This window comes from Nocardioides sp. NPDC101246, from assembly GCF_044767415.1.
Classification (GTDB): Bacteria; Actinomycetota; Actinomycetes; order Propionibacteriales; family Nocardioidaceae; genus Nocardioides.
The window spans coordinates 25,487-42,860 of record NZ_JBIWNX010000028.1; the positions used below are offsets into that span (position 1 = coordinate 25,487).

The window sequence follows — 17,374 nt, forward strand, 5'->3', positions numbered from 1 at the left end:
ACTGCAGCGCAATTGGACGCTGCTACTGGCCCTCGCTGGCGCACGGCTGAGACTGACCGCTCGGCCGTGGCCGAGCGGCTGCACCAGTACTACTACGCCGACGGCTTCGGTGGCCGTCGACCGGTCCAGATCGACCTGGACAACGCATCGATCGCTCTGACGATCCTCAGCGGAGCTGACTGGCTCAGCCGTCCACTCGATCTCCGGGCGGACGAGGCCGCCGGACGATTTACCTATGACCACGACGCGGCCGTAGTTCCGCAGCCGGAGCCCGATACGTGGCGTCTGGCCGCGGCGACGAGGCTCGCCGAGTGCCTGGTCCAGGAGACCCGCTTCGTCGACGGCCAGCTCTACTGAATGACCGGTTGGGAATCGCGGCCGGACGGAGTGCGTACGTCCTTCGCGAAAGGGTCATTCGCCCAGTACGCGCTCACGGTCGATCTCCTCGAGGCCAAGACGCTCGCGGCCGTTCAGACCGGGGGAGAGGCGCTCCCTCTGCGCGACCTGATGTTGCCTACCGTCGACTCGGTGCTCGACCCGGGTTCGCGCAACTGCATGGGCGGTGCCCTCGCCCTGACAGCCTTCGCGCGGCCCGCGCAGGGCACACGCCCGGCCTACTTCGCCCTCCTGATCCAGGAGCGCGGTGCCAAGGTGCTCAACGCGTCGCGGCGCCTCGCCGTGATCCCGAAGTGCTTCCACGAGCCGACATCGGAGCCCACGTGGGACGTCAGCGTCGGAACGTCGCTCGCGAGGGAGCTCGAGGAGGAACTCTTCGGCAAGCCCGAGGTCGACACCACTCTCGACACCCGCCGGACCGTCGACCCGATGCACCCGGATCTCCTTCCCGGCCCAATGCGCTACCTGACCGAAACCAGCCCTGCAGGGTGGTCGATGGAGTGTACCGGCTTCGGCTTCAACCTCCTCACCGGAAACTATGAATTTCCGTGTCTTGTCGCCGTGCACGACGAGGGTTTCTGGCACCGTTGCGGAGGTGACGTCGAGAGCAACTGGGAGTCCGAGCGGATCACCCTCGTCTCGTCCCAGGACCAGGCCGGCCTACGGTCCCTCGCCCGCAAACCCGCCTGGTCCGACGAAGGCCTCTTCGCCTTCGTGCTCGGCCTGAGACGTCTCCACGAGCTGCACCCCGAGCGCGTAGCGCTGCCCCACCTCGAGATTGGATTCACCCAGTGACGACCGCGACCGGCAACGCCTACGACGACGGCGCAGAGCGCCGCGGCTGGCTCATCGGCCACTTCATCGACCCAGAGACCAGCCCACTCCATTCAACCGACGTCGAGGTCAAGTGGGGCACCCACGCGGCCGGCGAGGAGCGCCACGAGTGGACCGTTGCCGAGGAGGAGGTTCGCACGACCATGGTCATGCTTCTCCGCGGCCACTTCGCCGTACGGCTCCCCGACGGTGACCAGGAGATGAAGCGCGAAGGCGACTTCGTCGTTTTCGGCCCTGGGACCTCCCACTCCTGGCAGGCGTTTGACGACTCGATTGTGCTCACTGTCCGTTGGCCGTCGGTCGTGTAGGCGTGAATCTCAAAAAGCTTCCAAGCGAGATTCGGGAGGCGGCCGGGGCGAACGGGCGCGAGCTGGCCGTCTTTATGCTCGGCTTTCCTGGCGCGTTCGGATTAGTCGCATTCGCACTAGGCCTGATTCCGGCGGTGCGTGCGGACCCCGAGGCGCCGAAGCCGGCAGGCTTCTTCATCCTCGGGGCGATCATCGGTTTTCTGGTGGGCGTTGCTGTTCTCGGGTCGCGTGTAGACAAGCGTGCGGAACGACTCATTTTTGAGGCGGTCCGCGGTGACATCGCAACGGCGGATGCCATGGTTGCAGAGGCAGATGATGATGGGTTCGCGGCGATCTGGCGGGCGACCCAAGAGCGTCTGGATTATTACCATGAACTCGGACTTCTCCAGTCGAGGCGAAGTTTCGCCTACGGACTCGTTGCCGCAGGTCTTGGGCTCGTTGCCGCCGTGGTTTGTGCGGTTGTTGCCGCCCGCGCTGGGTCAGTGACCGGGGCCGTGACGGCCGGGGGTCTGGGGGCTGTCGTGTCGGCGTTGACCTGCTACGTCGGGGCAACATTCATGCGGGCGTACCTGCTCGCATCTCAGCAGCTTCGTGCCTACTTCAACCAGTCTGCGGACTCGTGGCGCTACCTGTCGGCGGAGCGCCTGGTGCAGCAGATCCCAGCTGGAGTTGAACGAGATAGAGCGATCGCCGCGCTTGCGATCGCTGTTGCCGTGCGTCAGGCCACGTCTCCCGAGGATGTTCACGCCGCGGGGCAATGGGTGAACTAGCGACGGGTCAACTGTGGCAACGGATCCTCAGGGCGCGGATCTCGTTGACGATCCGACGAACCTCGTCCTTGTCGCGGAGGTCGCGCGCTGTCACGCCTTCATACGGTTCTTCCCATCGGCCGACGTACTGGCCGTCTCTGGTGGAGACGGTCACTGCGTAGACCTGGTTCGTCTCGTGGTTGATCGATACGTCCACGGTGTAATCACTCATAACACCCATCTTGGACTCGACCACGGACACTTTTAGGTGATCCGGTTCCACATGCCGCATCTTCTCGGACGGTGTCGTGGCGCCTGCGCTCGATGCCGATTGCCCCATTCGTTCCGCCGTTTCTAGGCTCACACTGGGCACTGAAGGCGCACGGTGGCTTCGCGGTTCCTGAGTTTTGGGGATGAATTTACCGTTGGCATGACTCCTCACCGAGGCCGTCCAGATCATCACTGGCGTGTCTGTGACGATTCATGAGGTGCTCGGAGAGTTGCGTTCCACGGCGTTGGACGAGCGCGATAAGGGCGACAGGTTCGAGCGGCTGATCAAGGCCTACTTGAAGACTGATCCGGAGTGGGCCGCTCGGTTCTCAGATGTGTGGCTCTGGCCGGAGTGGCCGGGACGCAACGGTGTCACGGACATCGGGGTCGACTTGGTGGCGAAGAACCGGGATCGCGAAGGTTTCGCGGCGATTCAGTGCAAGTTCTACGACGCCGGGAAGAAGGTCGCTAAGAGCGACATCGACTCCTTCCTCGCTGCTTCGATGCGCCCGGACTTTGGTTTCTCACAGAGGTACGTCTTCGATACGGCGGCTGGCTGGTCGCACAACGTCGAGGCCGAGGTCCATGGGGTGGTTCAGCGCGTCGACATCGGCTACCTGGACGACGCTGCCATCGATTGGGAGCAGTTCCGCTGGGAGACCCCCGAGATCGTCGTACCCACCGGCAAGAAGCTCCTGAGGCCGCACCAGGAGCACGCCTTGGAGGACGTATTCAAGGGCCTGCAGACCTACGACCGCGGCAAGCTGGTGATGGCGTGCGGGACCGGAAAGACGTTCACCAGTCTGAGGATCGCCGAGCACCTGGCCGGCCCCGGTAAGACGGTGCTGTTTCTCGTGCCGAGCATCCAACTGCTCTCGCAGACGCTGCGCGAGTGGATGGCCAACAGTGAGGTAGACATCCGTCCATTCGCAGTCTGTTCGGACGTACGCGTCGGCCGCAAGGTCAACAACGGCGATGACGCCGACATGGCGACCATCGACCTGACCGAGCCGGCCACGACGGATGCCTCGACGTTGCTCGCCCGCTTGCGGGCCGGGCGGCACGCTACAGCACGGATGACGGTCATCTTCTCGACCTACCAGTCGATCGACGTGATCACTCAGGCGCAGCGCCAAGGGATGGGCGAGATCGACTTGGTGATCTGCGACGAGGCCCACCGGACCACGGGGCTCACTCTCAAGGGTGGGCAAGACTCCGCTTTCGTGAAGGTCCACGATGACGCATACGTGAAGGCTGCGAAGCGGCTCTACATGACCGCCACACCACGGGTCTTCGGCGAGGACGTCAAGGCCAAGGCGAAGGACGCCGAGGCCGTGCTTGCGGACATGAACGACGACACGCTCTTTGGCCCGGAGTTGCACCGGCTGGGGTTCGGTGATGCGGTCGAGGCCGGTCTGCTGACCGACTACAAGGTCCTGGTGCTGGCTGTCGAAGAGAAGTATGTCGCGGAGAACTTCCAGCAGGCGATGGCTGAGTCCGGCGAGATCAAGCTCGATGACGCCGCCAAGCTGATCGGCTGCTGGAACGGCCTCGCGAAGCACTTCCGCTCCGACCAACTCGGCGAGGTCGACCCGGCACCAATGAAGACAGCGGTCGCGTTCGCCAAGGACATCAAGACCTCCAAGCTCGCCGCGGGCTCGTTCCCGATCCTGGTCGACCGAGTGCTACGGGATGTCGAACCGGGGGAGCGCAACAGCCTCCGTGTGGAGGCGCGACACGTCGACGGCACCATGGGCATCCATGATCGCAACGCCCGGTTGAGCTGGATCAAGCAGGAGACGCCCGAGGGCGTCTGCCGGATCCTGAGCAACGCCCGCTGTCTGTCGGAGGGTGTCGACGTGCCTGCGCTCGACGCGGTCCTCTTCCTGACCCCGCGTGGTTCCCAGGTCGACGTGATCCAGTCTGTCGGCCGCGTGATGCGCACGGCGCCAGGCAAGGAGCTGGGCTACATCGTGCTGCCGGTGGTGGTGCCGTCGGGGACCACACCGGAGGAGGCGCTGAAGGACAACGAGCGCTACCGCGTTGTGTGGCAGGTGCTACAAGCCTTGCGCTCCCATGATGACCGCTTCCACGCGATGATCAACCAGGTCGAGCTGAACAAGCAGCGCTCTGACCGGCTCGTCATCGACAACGTCACCCCTCCCTCAGAGTCCGAGCACGTCGCCGACGGGCCGCGGGGTGACGGGTCCGAGCAGATGGCCCTCGATTTCGGCTTCGAGAGCTTCCGCGATGCCATGTACGCCCGCATCGTGCAGAAGGTCGGCGAGCGCAAGTACTGGAACACCTGGGCCAAGGACGTCGCCGACATCGCCCAGAAGCACGTCACTCGGATCAACGGCCTCCTGGCCGACAAGGAGTCCAACCAGGCCAAGGAGTTCGACGCCTTCCTCGCGGGTCTGCGCGGCTCGCTCAACGAGTCGATCACCGAGTCTGACGCGATTGACATGCTCTCCCAGCACCTCATCACGCGCCCGATCTTCGAGGCGTTGTTCGAGGGCTACGAGTTCGCCAAGACCAACCCGGTCGCGCGGATCATGGAGCTGATGCTTGCCAGCCTCGACGAGCACCCGCTCGCCGCGGAGAACGCCCCGCTCGAGGGCTTCTATGATTCGGTGCGCCGCCGGGTCGTCGGTGTTGACAACGCCGACGGCAAGCAGCGGATCCTGATCGAGCTCTACGACAAGTTCTTCGCCACCGCGTTCAAACGGACGGTGGACAAGCTGGGCATTGTCTACACGCCGGTCGAGATCGTCGATTTCATCCTCCGCTCGGCCGATGACGTGCTCCGCCAGGAGTTCGGCCAGGGCCTCACCGACGAGGGCGTACATATCCTCGACCCCTTTACCGGTACCGGCACCTTCATGGTCCGCCTGCTGCAGTCGGGCCTGATCGACCCTCATGACCTCGCTCGCAAATACGCCACCGAGCTGCACGCCTCCGAGATCCTGCTGCTGGCCTACTACATCGCCACGGTCAACATCGAGACGACCTACGCCGAACTCACCGGGGAGACAAAGGAGTACCCGGGGCTCGTGCTCACCGACACCTTCCAGTCCTGGGAGCCCGACGACACCCCAGATTTCGAGATCTTCGCCGAGAACAACGAACGCCTCCAGCGTGTCAAGGGCCTCCCGATCACCGTCATCGTCGGCAACCCTCCGTACTCCTCGGGCCAGGACAGCGCCAACGACGACAACGCCAACGAGAAGTACCCGTCCCTGGACGAGGAGATCCGCAAGACGTACGCCGAGCGCTCGACAGCGACGCTCAAGAACTCCCTTTACGACTCCTACATCCGAGCGATCAAGTGGGCCACCCTGCGGATCCAGGACCGCGGTGTCATCGCGTACGTCACCAACGGCGGTTTCCTTGACTCCAACACGGCCGACGGCATGCGGAAGACGTTGGCTGAGGAGTTCTCGAGCATCTACGTCTACAACCTCCGCGGCAACCAGCGCACGGCCGGCGAGCAGTCCCGCAAAGAGGGGGGCAAGGTCTTCGGCGGGGGCAGCCGAGCTACCGTCGCCATCACGGTTCTCGTCAAGGATCCGACCAAGACTGGTCCCGCCACGATCCACTACACCGACGTTGGCGACTACCTGACCGCCGAGCAGAAGTTGGCGAAGGTCGCCTCTGCCGGGGGTGTGACGGGGCTTGAAACCGTGACTCACATCGCGCCAAACGAGCACGGCGACTGGCTCAGCCAGCGGACGGGTTCCTTCGATGGCTTCTTGGCGCTCTCCCCGTCATCGACACCTAGCGTTTTCACCCTAGAGTCAGCTGGGTTGAACACCAGCCGAGACGCGTGGAATTACAACTTCTCGCGATCAGCGCTGACGGAGAACATTCAAGGCACGCTAAACTACTACAACCATCAGGCGGCCAGCGCACTTGCTGGCGCCGAGATTGAGCGAGACCCCACGCGAATCAGTTGGGATCGAAAGCCTTTGGCCGACGCTAAGCGCGGCAAGCAATACGACTACGTCCCGAGCAGCGTGAGGAGCGCCGCCTATAGACCGTTCACGAGGACCTGGGGGTATGTTGACCGAGCGTGGAACAACACGGTCTATCAACTCCCGCAAATGTTTCCGGCGAGCGGACGAAACCTCGGTTTTGCCCTAACCGGGCCAGCTTCTCACTATGACTTCTGTCTCCTGGTGGCGATGCACCACCCTGATCGTCATCTCCTCGACACGGGCACCTACTACTCCCGCTGGCGCTACGAACAGGTCGAGGACTCGGGCTGGCTCGACCTCGGCGGCGAGGGCGAGGTGGTCGATGGGTACCGCAAGATCGATAACATCACGGATGAGGCCTTGAAGCAGTTCCGGGCGGCGTATCCCTCCGTCGCTCTCACGAAGGACGACATCTTCTTCTACGTCTACGGGCTGCTGCACAGCCCGGAGTACCGCGAGACGTACGCCGCGGATCTGAAGAAGATGCTGCCGCGGATTCCGTTCGTGCGCGACTTCGCTGGCTACGCGGACGCCGGCCGAAGACTGAGCGAGCTTCATCTTGGCTATGAGTCGGTCGAGCCGTACCCGCTCGACGGGCTCGATGTCGAGGCGGCCGGCGATCCGTACGACTTCTTCGCAGTCAAGGACAAGAAGATGCAGTTCGCGAAGGTGCGGGTGGACGGGAAGCTGGTCGCGGACCGGTCGACGATCAAGTACAACGACCGGGTCACGGTGTCGGGGATCCCGAAGGAGGCATATCGGTACGTGCTCGGCAGCCGATCGGCGATCGAGTGGATCATCGACCGCTACTGGATCAAGACCGACAAGGCCTCCGGCATCGTCAACAACCCCAACGACTGGTCCCGCGAGGTTGGCAACCCCCGCTACATCTTCGACCTGCTCGCGCGGATCGTCACCGTCAGCGTCGAGACGATGAGGATCGTCGACTCGCTGCCACCGCTCGAGATCCGAGTGGTGTCGCCGTGACACCTCCGCTGCCCGGTGTTCCTGCATCAAGCTTTACCGAGCGCGAGGGCGTGCTCCAAGTTGCCAAGACGGTTAACGAAGCCCGGTGCCTGTGGCGCGAGGTGATGGCGCACGATGTCGGTATCGACGGATACATCGAGTACGTAGGCAGGGACGGTGCTACCGGGCATCAAGTGGCAGTTCAGGTAAAGACGGGGGATTCCTACTTGCGCAGAAGCAGAAAGGGGAAAATCACTTTCACTCCGAGTGAACGGCATAGAAGTTACTGGGAAAGATTCTATATTCCAGTAATCCTGATTCTCGTCGGCCCGAAGGAAGGGGTGGCCTATTGGGTAGACGCTCGAGATCAACTTCGTGACGGAAGGAGTCAAATCGAGATCCAGACATCCACGGCGTACAGCACATTCAATGCCAAGGGTGTTATCCGTGCCCTGGAGTGCGCTGGAACACTGCCTTGGGGCGCGCTGTCGATTGATGGTCTGGTTGAGAACTTGGTCTGCGGAGAAACGGTGAATCCTCGATATGAAGTCACATTCCTTGAACTCTTTGCGCACGGTATGTTCAATTATGGTCAAAGTCTCTACATCAGCACCGATCTGATCGATGCTGTTGCAAAGCAGAACCTTCGAGAGTCGACGATTGGCGGGGACACAGCTCCTGATGATGCCGACTACGACTTCCTCTGGAATTACCTCGACTGGTTGAGCGGCTCGGACTTGGCGCGAATCGACCATGACGCTGTTCTTCGGGACGTGATGACGTGCGGCCAATCCATATGTTTAACTATCGCTCCGTTGACAGAGCGCGGACGCCAACTTGCCGATTATCTTTCGATGGTTATGGTTGACCGGCCGGCCTACCGAGAAATAGCAAATTCGAAGAACCTCGGTTGGGGTTCTGATGTTAATCTCGATAGTCGGCGCGTGGAGGTCTTAGAGTTGAAGGAGCGGTTGTCGCGTGAAGTCTTCGGGGCAGATTTCTGAATGATTTCAGGTCGCAAATCGTCTCGCGTGTGTTCGATGTGTCGATGGGTGTAGTTTCGTTCATGAGTTCCATCATGGCGCTGGCACGGACGGTCCTACGCGACTGAGGATTCGATGAAGTCGGCACTGCAGACGCCGCAGACGATTGGGCCGCATTCGACCGCCGCAGACGATGCGCGGATCCGGCGGCCAGGGGAGCACTCGCAGACCAGAACGAGACCGTTCTTCGGCCGCCTCGACCCACCGCCAACGCCGTCATGACCACCCGCCGTGCCACCCTTCCCGCCGCCTGTCGACCCGGCCGGCGCGGTGCCCTCGGTGTCGCGGAAGCCGACAATGGCCGACGCAAGCGCCGCGATCTCGTCGACGTACTCAATCGCAGTGCCAGGTGCGAGCTCCGTGCTGGCCCAGCCGATCGTCGGTGCCTGCGTGATCGTGAGTCCGAGCTCCTCGCCTAGGACCTTGAAGCGGGTGTTGTGGTATCGACCCTGCCGGCTGGTGTCCTTGATGCCGCGGACGTGTGCGACTCCGTGGGCCGCCTCGTGGAGAAGAGTGGCGAGGACTGGTTCAGCGCCGCGGCGAAGACCTTCGCCTCCGACGAAGAGTTCGGCCAGGCCGACAGGGTCCTTGCTCTCGTTGGAGACCCAGCGCTCGGCCGCGAAGTGTCCGAGTTTGAGTGCGCCGGCCGGCACGCCGATGCTGCCGGCGCCCAGGGTCACCACGACATCCGGCACGTCAGGGTGTTGGAGCTGGATGGCGGACCAGGTGGCCTCGAGCGCTGCGACCAGCGCGCTGGCGTCCAAAGCGGCGTTGACTCCTAGGTGTCAATCAAATCGACGCCGGTGAGCGTACATGAGTCCTCTGCTCTAACCGACTGAGCTAACGGCCCGCGCAGATCCTAACGGCCTCTCACTTGCCGGGACACACGGACCGATAGGGCTGCGCGGGCAGGAACTCCTCCCACTCCTCTTCGGTCAGGTCCCGGCCGGCCATCCGGCAGGCGAAGTCGATCGCCCGGTCGAGATCGGTCTCCCACTGGTAGACCGTGCCGTCGTACGACGCGATCGCGACGTCGTGGCTGTCCTCGATGAACTGCGCACTGGCTGGGACCGGTTCGCCCACGTGAGGCGGGTACACGGTGCCCAGCAGGTCCAACGTCGTGGCATCCCACAGACTGACGCCGCCGTCGTCGGCTCCGGACACGAGCCGCGACCCGTCGTCGGAGTAGTCGAGCCAGAGCACGGCGGAGCCGAGGCCGGTGGATCGCTGCAGGATCTCCCCGGTCGAGACATCGATGGTCACGATCTCGCCGGTGTCTCCCGCCCCCGCGACAACAGAACCGTCCGGTGAGGCGACCGAGGCGTACCGCACGAAGTCCAGGTCCCCCTCGGAGCGGACGTCGCCGGTCCGTACGTCGATCACCTGCCAGTGCTCGGAGGTGCCGTCGGCGGTGAGGCCGCCGACCATCGCCGTGGCGCCGTCCCCGATCGGGACGATGATGGAGCTGCCGATGTCGAACGGGTCGCGGCGGGGCTGGAGGGTCTCGGCCGCGACGACGGTCGTCCCGGCGATGCCACCGACGAGCAGGCTGCGCGCCTTCTCGACGTACGCGAGGGAGACGGTGCCGCCGTTGAGGTCACCCCGCCTCTCCACGGCGCCGATGGCGGGATCGATGACCACGGCTTCGCCGCACTGGCCGGTGACACAACTGGCGACGTACCTCGTCCCGTCGGGCGACCAGGTGCCACTGCGCCACGGGCCCGCTGTCACCGGTGCCCGCACGGGTGGTGTCGCCTCGCCGGTGGCGGTGTCGACGAACCGGACCCATCCGGTGTCACCGTCGGTCCAGCTGTACGCCACCCGCCTTCCGTCGGGGGAGAGATCGGCGTGTGCGTACATGTCGGTGTCGTCGACCCGAGCCGCGCGCTGCAGGTAGGTCTTCTCCGCCGACAGATCCCAGGTGCGCAGCATCGAGACGCCGCCGCCCTCGTAGACCAGGTCGCCGTCGGGGCTGAAGTCGACGCCCCACTGGGAGGGGGTCTCCCAGCGGGCCAACGGCTGGCCGGTGGCGGTGTCCCAGACGATGACCTCACCGTCGCTCGCGCGCGAGGCGACCCGCGTGCCGTCGGGTGAGAAGGCTACGTCGCGGACCTGGCCCTGGTGCCCGACCAAGGTGCGGACCGTCGACCCGTCGGAGGTACGCACCAGGAGGGCGTTCCAGCTTCTCGGCGTGCGTTCCCGCATGTTCGCCTCGCCGGTGTCCGCGAGCGCCAGCAGGGTCCCCTGGGCGTTCATGTCGGCGGAGGCGAGCGACCTGATCTCCTCGCGCTGCCAGATCGGCTCGCCCGATGACATGTCGTACGCCGTCAGCGGCCAGTCGGCGTAGAGGGTTCGGCCGTCCCGGCTGGGCCCCGCCCCGGTGGGGTCGGTTCCGGTGGGCACTCGGGTGGGAGGCGCGGACGGCGAGCGCAGGTCCCAGACCAACGTGTAGCCCGTGTCCTTCCAGGTCGTCTGGGTCGGCCAGTTGGAGGGGTACACACTGGCGGCGAGGTAGCGGCCGCCGGGAGCGAACCGGAGGTCGACTCCCCAGAGCGGCTTGCCGTCGAGGAAGTTCAGCTTCGTCGTCGGCTCCATGGTCGTCACGTCCAGCAGCTGCACCGGTTCCCTGGAGCGCTGGCCGTTGGGGAGGACGGCGAGCTGCCTGCCGTCGGGGCTGAACGCCGCGAACAGCCACCCGGGTCCCGAGGGCTGGACCGAGTCGTAGGTGTTCAGCAGCCGGTTGGTGGTGGCGTCGTAGAGGTGGACCCGGTTCTGGTCGTCAGTGGAAGCGATCAAGCGGCCATCGGGACTGACGTCGAGGCTCTCCACGTAGCCGCCCGCGGCGGGGCCGGAACGGACGAGCCCGGGACGCATGGCGAGCGCGGCGACCAGGTTCTGCCGGGCCTCCGCCGAGTCCTCCAGCCGCGCACCGGCCGCGGCGAGCAGCAGCGAGAGGCTGATGTCCTCGGTGATCTGCGCCCGGGCGCCGACACGCCGCGCGTCCCCCGAGAGCGCGGTGTCTTCCGCCCGAGCGGCGTTCTCTCTCGCGCGGTCGGACTGGACGGCGGCGAGGGATCCCGCGACCACGGCGACGAGAAGGAGCACGGCGGCCCCGACCAGCGCGATCCGGAGCCGCCGGATCAGCCGCGCCTGCGCCCGCGCCCGCTCGAGGATGCTCTGTCGCTCGGTCTCGGCGTGGTGCGAGGACGCCTCGAGGAAGGCTCGCTCGACGTCGGTCAGGGCGGTGTCCTTGTCGGCGCTCCACTCCACCGCCCTGGCCAGGCGTACGCCGCGGTAGAGCTCGCTGTCGGGACGGCCGAGCACCTCCCAGGCGTCGGCGGCGGCCGAGAGGTGGTGACGGATCCGTTGGCCCTCGATGTCGTCGTCGAGCCAGCCGCGGAGCCGGGGCCAGGCCCGGGTGAGGGCCTCGTGGGTGATCTCCAGGGCGTCGTCGTCGGTGGTCACCAGCCTGGCGGCGACCAACATCTCGATGAGCTGCTCGTGCTCGGGGTCGGTGCCGACCAGGCGCCGCGGCACCCGGGTACGTACGGGTTCGCCCTCGGGGCCCGGCGAGACCAGGCGGAGGACGAGGTCGCGCAGCAGGGGGCGATGCTCGACCTCGACGCGGGAGTAGAGACCCTCGGCCGACTGGGCCACGGCGCCGTTGATGCCGCCGCTGGCTCGGTAGCCGGCCACGGTGAGGGTGCTGCCCTCGCGTCGCTTCCAGGTCTCCTGCAGCGCGTGGGACATCAGCGGAAGCGCCCCCGGGTCGTGGCCGACCTCGCGGACGAGGAGGTCGACCAGGCCCGGCTCGATCAGCAGGCCGGCCTGTCGGGCGGGTGTCTCCACCGCGGTGCGCAGGCCCTCCTCGTCCAGCCCGCCGATCAGGTACATCCCGTGTTCGGCGAGCCGGCTGAAGCCCGGGTGGGCGGCGAGGTCGGCCAGGTGGTCGGCGCGCAGGGCGATGACCACGGTCCGGCTCGTGGCCTCGGCGGTGAGGGCGCGAAGGAACTCCTGCTGCTCCTCCGGCTCCTCGCACAACGAGAACAGCTCCTCGCACTGGTCGATCAGCAGCGCCGCCCCGCGTGGGGCGCGGGCGAGAGCGGTCAGCGAATCCATCGGATGGGCGCCGGGCGTGATCGTCACACTGTGCTGACCGCGATGGCGCAGGGCCGCAGCCACCCCTGCCCGGAGCAGCGAGGACTTGCCCGACCCGGAGGGGCCGATCAAAGCTAGCACCGGTGTCCGCGCCAGGATGTCCAAGCAGGCGGCGACGTCGTCGTCCCGTCCGAAGAACCAGTCGGCGTCCTCGAGGCCGTACGGCCGAAGGCCCAGCCACGGACAGGTGGCTGAAGCGGTGGGCGCATCGGCCACCAGCAACGAGCTGTCCTGCCGGAGGATCGAGGTCTCCAGCGCGACCACGTCGGGACCCGGATCGATGCCCAGGTGCTCGGCCAGGACCGCCTTGAGCTGGTGGATCGTACGCAGCGCCTCGCCCTGCTGCCCGGACTGGTACTGCGCGCGGGCCAGCAGCACCCAGCGGTACTCGCGCAGCGGCGCGGCGCGGACCAGAGCCTGTGCCTCGGAGAGGACCTCGCGGTACCGCCCAGCCCGCAGCAGCGCGTCGATCCGGAGCTCCTCGGCCTCCAGCCGCAGCTCGGACAACCGCGTACCGGCCGCGACCGCCGGCTCCCAGCTCTCCAGCTCGGCGAAGGCCGCCCCGTGCCACAGCTCCAGCGCATCGGTCAGCAGGTACGCCGCCCGGTCGGCCTCGCCGAGGGTGAGCAGCTCGCGGGCCCGGCCGACCTGGTCCTCGAACCGCAGCGAGTCCATGTCCTCGGTGGGCAGGTGCAACGTGTAGCCGTGAGGTGAGGTCCGGATCGCTTCTCGTCCCAGCACCTTGCGGAGCCGGACCACGCATCCCTGCAGGATCTTGCCGGCCGACGCCGGCGGGCGCTCGCCCCAGAGTGCGTCGAAGAGCTGGTCGGCACTCACCGGATGTCCGGGGTCGGTCGCCAACGCTGAGAGAACCACTCGGTCCCGCCGACCCAGGTCGCCCGAGCCGTCCACCGTCAGTGGGCCGAGAACGCTAATGCCCACGCGCCCAGCGTCGCACCGGGTCCTGGTGCCGTCAACGCGGTCGATACCGCCGCGATACCGAGCCCCGACCGCGGCGATACCCGCCGATGTCAGAACGGAGGTCCACACACCCGGGGCCACCGGCCCCACGGCCCGAGGGGAACCTGATGAACATCGAGAACACCCGTCGCACCACGACCGCTCTCGCCACTGCTGTAGCCGCCGCGGGCGCACTGACGGTCATCTCGGCCGCGGTGCCCGCAGCCGCAGGCGCGCGCCCCGTCGACCCTGCCGCCGACCCGGTCACGCTCTGCGTCGACGACCCCACGGAATCCAGCACCGGATCCATGGAGATCGACGAGATCGTCACGATGCTGAAGGTCCGGAGGGCGAAGTACCTGGCCGACCACCCGGAGCTCGTCCGCTGAGCGACCCCGGGAGCCGACCGGCTCCCGGGATCAACCCTCGCTGTTGATGCGGTACTTCCCGTCGGCGTAGACGAGCCCCAACGTCACCGTGCCGCCGTCCTTCTGGCCGTCCTTCATCGTGTAGTTGTAGGTGTAGGTCACCTTGAGCGTGTCGACGCTGGGGGAGACCGAGACGACGCTGGTGCTCGCGACGGAGCCCCACCAGTTGCGGTAGCCCTCGAGCCCGCCGCTGCTGGCCTGGAACGCCGGGGTCAGCATCGAGCTGTACGCGCTGTCGGGGTTCGCGGGCGCGGTGGCGAGATAGCTGCGGATGAACGCGTCGATCCCCTCGGCGCTCGCGCCGGAGGTCTCGCTCGCCGAGGGGCTCTCGCTCGGAGACTCGCTGGCCGTCTCGCTGGGCGTCGGCTCCTCGGACGCCTCCTCCGACTGCTCGTCGTCCGCGTCGTCGGTGGCCTCCTCGGTCGCCTCCGCGAGCGGCGATCCGGACGCGGCCGGCTTCGGCTTCGCACTCGGCTCCTCGCCGCGGTTGGCCCACAGCGCTCCGCCGACCACCAGCACCAACGCCGCTGCGACGACGAGCGCGATCGGCCACCAGCGGCGCCGCGCCGGGGTGCTGGTCGACTGTGCCGCTCCTGAAGGCGCGGCCGGGGCCGGCGTCGGAGCCGCGACCGCGGCAAGGGTCTGCGTACGCAGCGCAACCGGCTCCAGCTTCTCGGCCGCCAACCGCCCGGCCAGGAAGTCGACGACGTCCTCGGCCGACCATCGCTCGGCGGGGTCGTAGGCCATCGTGTGCTCCAGCAGCGGCGCGAGCCGGCCCGCCAGAGGCGTACGCGGCGGGTCCTCGTGCACCACGCGGTACAGCGTCGCCAGAGCGTTGTCGCCGATCCCGTAGGGAGGCTCGCCCGTCAGCGCCTGGAAGAGCGTGGCCCCCAGCGACCACATGTCGCTCGCGGGGGAGGCCCGCCCACCGGTGGCGATCTCCGGAGCCAGGTACGCCGGGGAGCCGGTGACCTGACCGGTCTGCGTGGTCTGGGAGTCGACGCCGCGCGCGATCCCGAAGTCGGTCAGCTTGGCGCGGTCGGCGCGGCCGACCACGATGTTGGCGGGCTTCACGTCCCGGTGGACGATGCCGGCGGCATGGGCCGAGCGCAGGGCGGAGGCGATCTGGCCGATCAGCCTCGCGGCGTCCTCGATCGGCAGCGGGCCGTCGTCGCGCACCATGTGAGCGAGGGTCTTCCCCTCGACGTACTCCATCACCAGCCACGGCTTGTCGTCGTCGCGCACCAGGTCGAAGACGGCGACGACGTTCGGGTGGACCAGTCGTGCGGCGAGCTGTGCCTCCCGTTCGACGGCGGCATCCGATACGCCGTCGAGTGCGATCAGCTGTTTGAGTGCGACCGAACGCCCCAAAATTTCGTCGGTGGCGAGCCAGACGGCTCCCATCGCTCCCCGGCCGAGCTCCCTCTCGAGCCGGTACCTCCCTGCGATCACCCAGGTCCCCTCAAATCTCGAACGTGTTCGCCAGTGGTCAACTCTAGGGGGTATCGCCTACTACCCTTGCTTCCGGGACAGCCCGTTCCGGGCCCCGGAAACACCATCTGAGAACGACCTGAGAAAGGCACCACGTGTCCATCGATCCCACACTCCTCGACGACCTCGAGTGGCGAGGCCTCATCGCCGACTCGACGGACCGCGACGCGCTCCGAGAAGCGCTCGCCGGCGGGAGTGTGAAGTTCTATATCGGGTTCGACCCCACCGCGCCGAGCCTGCACATGGGCAACCTCCTCCAGATCACCATGGCGATGCGCCTGCAGCGGGCCGGCCACACGCCCTACGTACTGGTCGGCGGTGCCACCGGCATGATCGGCGACCCGCGCGACTCGGGTGAGCGCACCCTCAACTCACCCGAGACCGTCCAGGAATGGGTCGGGAAGGTGCGGAGCCAGATCGAGCGGTTCGTCTCCTTCGAGGGCGAGACCGCGGCGACGATGGTCAACAACGCCGACTGGACGGCGTCGTTGTCGGTGATCGACTTCCTCCGTGACATCGGTAAGCACTTCCCGGTCAACCGGATGCTTGCCCGCGACACGGTGAAGAAGCGTCTCGAGGACGGCATCTCCTACACCGAGTTCTCCTACATCCTCCTGCAGTCCATGGACTACCTGAACCTCTTCCGTACGCACGGGGTGAGCCTTCAGTTCGGTGGCTCGGACCAGTGGGGGAACATCACCGGCGGCGTCGAGCTGGTCCGCCGGGTCACCGGCGAGACCGTCCACGCGTTCACCACTCCGCTGATCACCAAGGCCGACGGCACCAAGTACGGCAAGACCGAGGGCGGCGCCCTCTGGCTCGACCCGACGATGATGTCGCCCTACGCCTTCCATCAGTTCTGGCTCAACGTCGAGGACGCCAAGGTGGGGGAGATGCTCCGTGTCTTCACCTTCCTGTCCCACGAGGAGATCGAGTCCCTGGAGGCGCAGCACGAGGAGAAGCCGTTCCTGCGGGTGGCGCAGAAGGCACTCGCCGATCACATGACGACCCTCGTGCATGGGGCGGGGGAGACCGAGCAGGCCAAGCAGGCCGCGGCCGCGCTCTTCGGCGGCGGCGACCTGGCCACCCTGAGCAGTACGACGCTGGCCGCCGCGATCACGGAGGCCGGTGCCGTCGAGCTGGAGCGTGGTGAGGAGCTGCCGACCTACGTCGACCTCTTCATCGCCGCCGGCCTCGTCTCCTCCAAGGGGGAGGCCCGCCGCACGATCTCCGAGGGCGGGGCGTACGTCAACAACGTCCGTGTCGAGGACGCCGAGGGCGCGCTCGGCGAAAAAGAGTTGCTCGGGGACGGCTGGGTAGTCCTGCGTCGGGGCAAGAAGAAGTTCGCCGGCGTGCGCCTCAAGTAGGCTCTGACCTGCGAGAACGCCCCGCGGAAGGTGACCGCCTTCCCTGGGGCGTTCTTCGATTTGGCAAGCGCGTCACTGAGGCGTAATGTTCATCTGGTCGCCGGGGTGCGGCGGGAAGCAAGTTCGAGTCTTCGAGCGGGTTTCCGGCCCCTGAGTCGGCCGCCAACATTCTCGAGCTTCAGCTCGGTTCAGAGTCTCAGTCGGGTCTTCGGATCAGACATCAAGACCGTGACGAACCGTAGTTTGATCGTCTTGTGCTGTGTGGCGTGGATATCGTGGTTTGTCCGATAAGAGCGAGAATTCGCCGAGTTGGAGAACAAAACGAGATCCGATAAAGTCCTCCAGGACTGAGGCGGATAAGGCTTCAAACTTTCAGCGGGAAAGCGCGGTTAGCGCCGAATTGCGAAAGTGAGAATGGCTCCGCTAA

At 66.2% G+C, this 17,374-nt stretch carries 12 protein-coding genes; 8 read left to right on the forward strand and 4 right to left on the reverse strand.

Translation table 11 applies throughout. The features are described 5' to 3' along the window. Positions 1-66 precede the first annotated feature (66 nt). The 4 genes from ACIRON_RS30480 to ACIRON_RS30495 are packed head-to-tail and all read left to right on the forward strand — an operon-like array spanning position 67 to position 2,308. Positions 67-357: a hypothetical protein gene (locus tag ACIRON_RS30480; RefSeq protein ID WP_402999059.1), complete on the forward strand. Its 291-nt coding sequence runs from the start codon at positions 67-69 to the stop codon at positions 355-357. After that, positions 358-1,191, forward strand: coding sequence for a hypothetical protein (locus ACIRON_RS30485; RefSeq protein ID WP_402999062.1), 834 nt, complete (start codon positions 358-360; stop codon positions 1,189-1,191). Then, entirely contained in the window at positions 1,188-1,538 is a 351-nt protein-coding gene (locus tag ACIRON_RS30490) for a hypothetical protein (RefSeq protein WP_402999065.1), read from the forward strand. Before ACIRON_RS30485 ends, ACIRON_RS30490 begins: the two co-directional genes overlap by 4 nt. A 2-nt stretch (positions 1,539-1,540) precedes the next feature. Next, the gene (locus tag ACIRON_RS30495; RefSeq protein ID WP_402999068.1) at positions 1,541-2,308 is read left to right on the forward strand and encodes a hypothetical protein; all 768 of its coding nucleotides are present in this window, start codon (positions 1,541-1,543) and stop codon (positions 2,306-2,308) included. Between the two features lie 7 nt (positions 2,309-2,315). Here the strand turns inward: ACIRON_RS30495 and ACIRON_RS30500 are convergent, their stop codons facing one another. Continuing rightward, positions 2,316-2,651 (reverse strand): hypothetical protein, encoded by a 336-nt coding sequence (locus tag ACIRON_RS30500; protein WP_402999071.1) that lies wholly within the window; start codon positions 2,649-2,651, stop codon positions 2,316-2,318. Positions 2,652-2,754: 103 nt separating this feature from the next. Here ACIRON_RS30500 and ACIRON_RS30505 point away from each other — a divergent pair, with 103 nt between their 5' ends. Beyond that, entirely contained in the window at positions 2,755-7,521 is a 4,767-nt protein-coding gene (locus ACIRON_RS30505) for a DEAD/DEAH box helicase (protein WP_402999074.1), read from the forward strand. Continuing rightward, positions 7,518-8,504: a DUF4365 domain-containing protein gene (locus ACIRON_RS30510; RefSeq protein WP_402999077.1), complete on the forward strand. Its 987-nt coding sequence runs from the start codon at positions 7,518-7,520 to the stop codon at positions 8,502-8,504. Before ACIRON_RS30505 ends, ACIRON_RS30510 begins: the two co-directional genes overlap by 4 nt. 95 nt (positions 8,505-8,599) lie before the next feature. On the opposite strand, the gene ACIRON_RS30515 is transcribed toward ACIRON_RS30510, so the two are convergent. Continuing rightward, positions 8,600-9,307: a hypothetical protein gene (locus tag ACIRON_RS30515; RefSeq protein WP_402999080.1), complete on the reverse strand. Its 708-nt coding sequence runs from the start codon at positions 9,305-9,307 to the stop codon at positions 8,600-8,602. A 106-nt stretch (positions 9,308-9,413) separates the two neighbouring features. Continuing rightward, positions 9,414-13,856 carry a BTAD domain-containing putative transcriptional regulator gene (locus ACIRON_RS30520; protein WP_402999083.1) on the reverse strand — a complete coding sequence of 1,481 codons (4,443 nt, stop codon included), beginning with the start codon at positions 13,854-13,856 and terminating at the stop codon, positions 9,414-9,416. Here ACIRON_RS30520 and ACIRON_RS30525 point away from each other — a divergent pair. Beyond that, positions 13,790-14,050, forward strand: a complete 261-nt coding sequence (locus ACIRON_RS30525; protein WP_402999092.1) for a hypothetical protein — start codon at positions 13,790-13,792, stop codon at positions 14,048-14,050. The two genes, ACIRON_RS30520 and ACIRON_RS30525, sit on opposite strands and share 67 nt — an antisense overlap. Positions 14,051-14,080: 30 nt before the next feature. Here ACIRON_RS30525 and ACIRON_RS30530 read toward each other — a convergent pair whose 3' ends face one another. Then, positions 14,081-15,541, reverse strand: coding sequence for a serine/threonine-protein kinase (locus tag ACIRON_RS30530; RefSeq protein WP_402999086.1), 1,461 nt, complete (start codon positions 15,539-15,541; stop codon positions 14,081-14,083). A gap of 134 nt (positions 15,542-15,675) precedes the next feature. Here ACIRON_RS30530 and tyrS point away from each other — a divergent pair, with 134 nt between their 5' ends. Then, positions 15,676-16,947: a tyrosine--tRNA ligase gene (gene tyrS, locus ACIRON_RS30535; RefSeq protein ID WP_402999089.1), complete on the forward strand. Its 1,272-nt coding sequence runs from the start codon at positions 15,676-15,678 to the stop codon at positions 16,945-16,947. The last annotated feature ends 427 nt before the right edge of the window (positions 16,948-17,374 follow it).

Coding starts and splice junctions, on each gene's coding strand:
- ACIRON_RS30525 (WP_402999092.1), top strand. CDS start 13,790: ATGAACATCGAGAACACCCGTCGCACCACGACCGCTCTCGCCACTGCT.
- ACIRON_RS30485 (WP_402999062.1), top strand. CDS start 358: ATGACCGGTTGGGAATCGCGGCCGGACGGAGTGCGTACGTCCTTCGCG.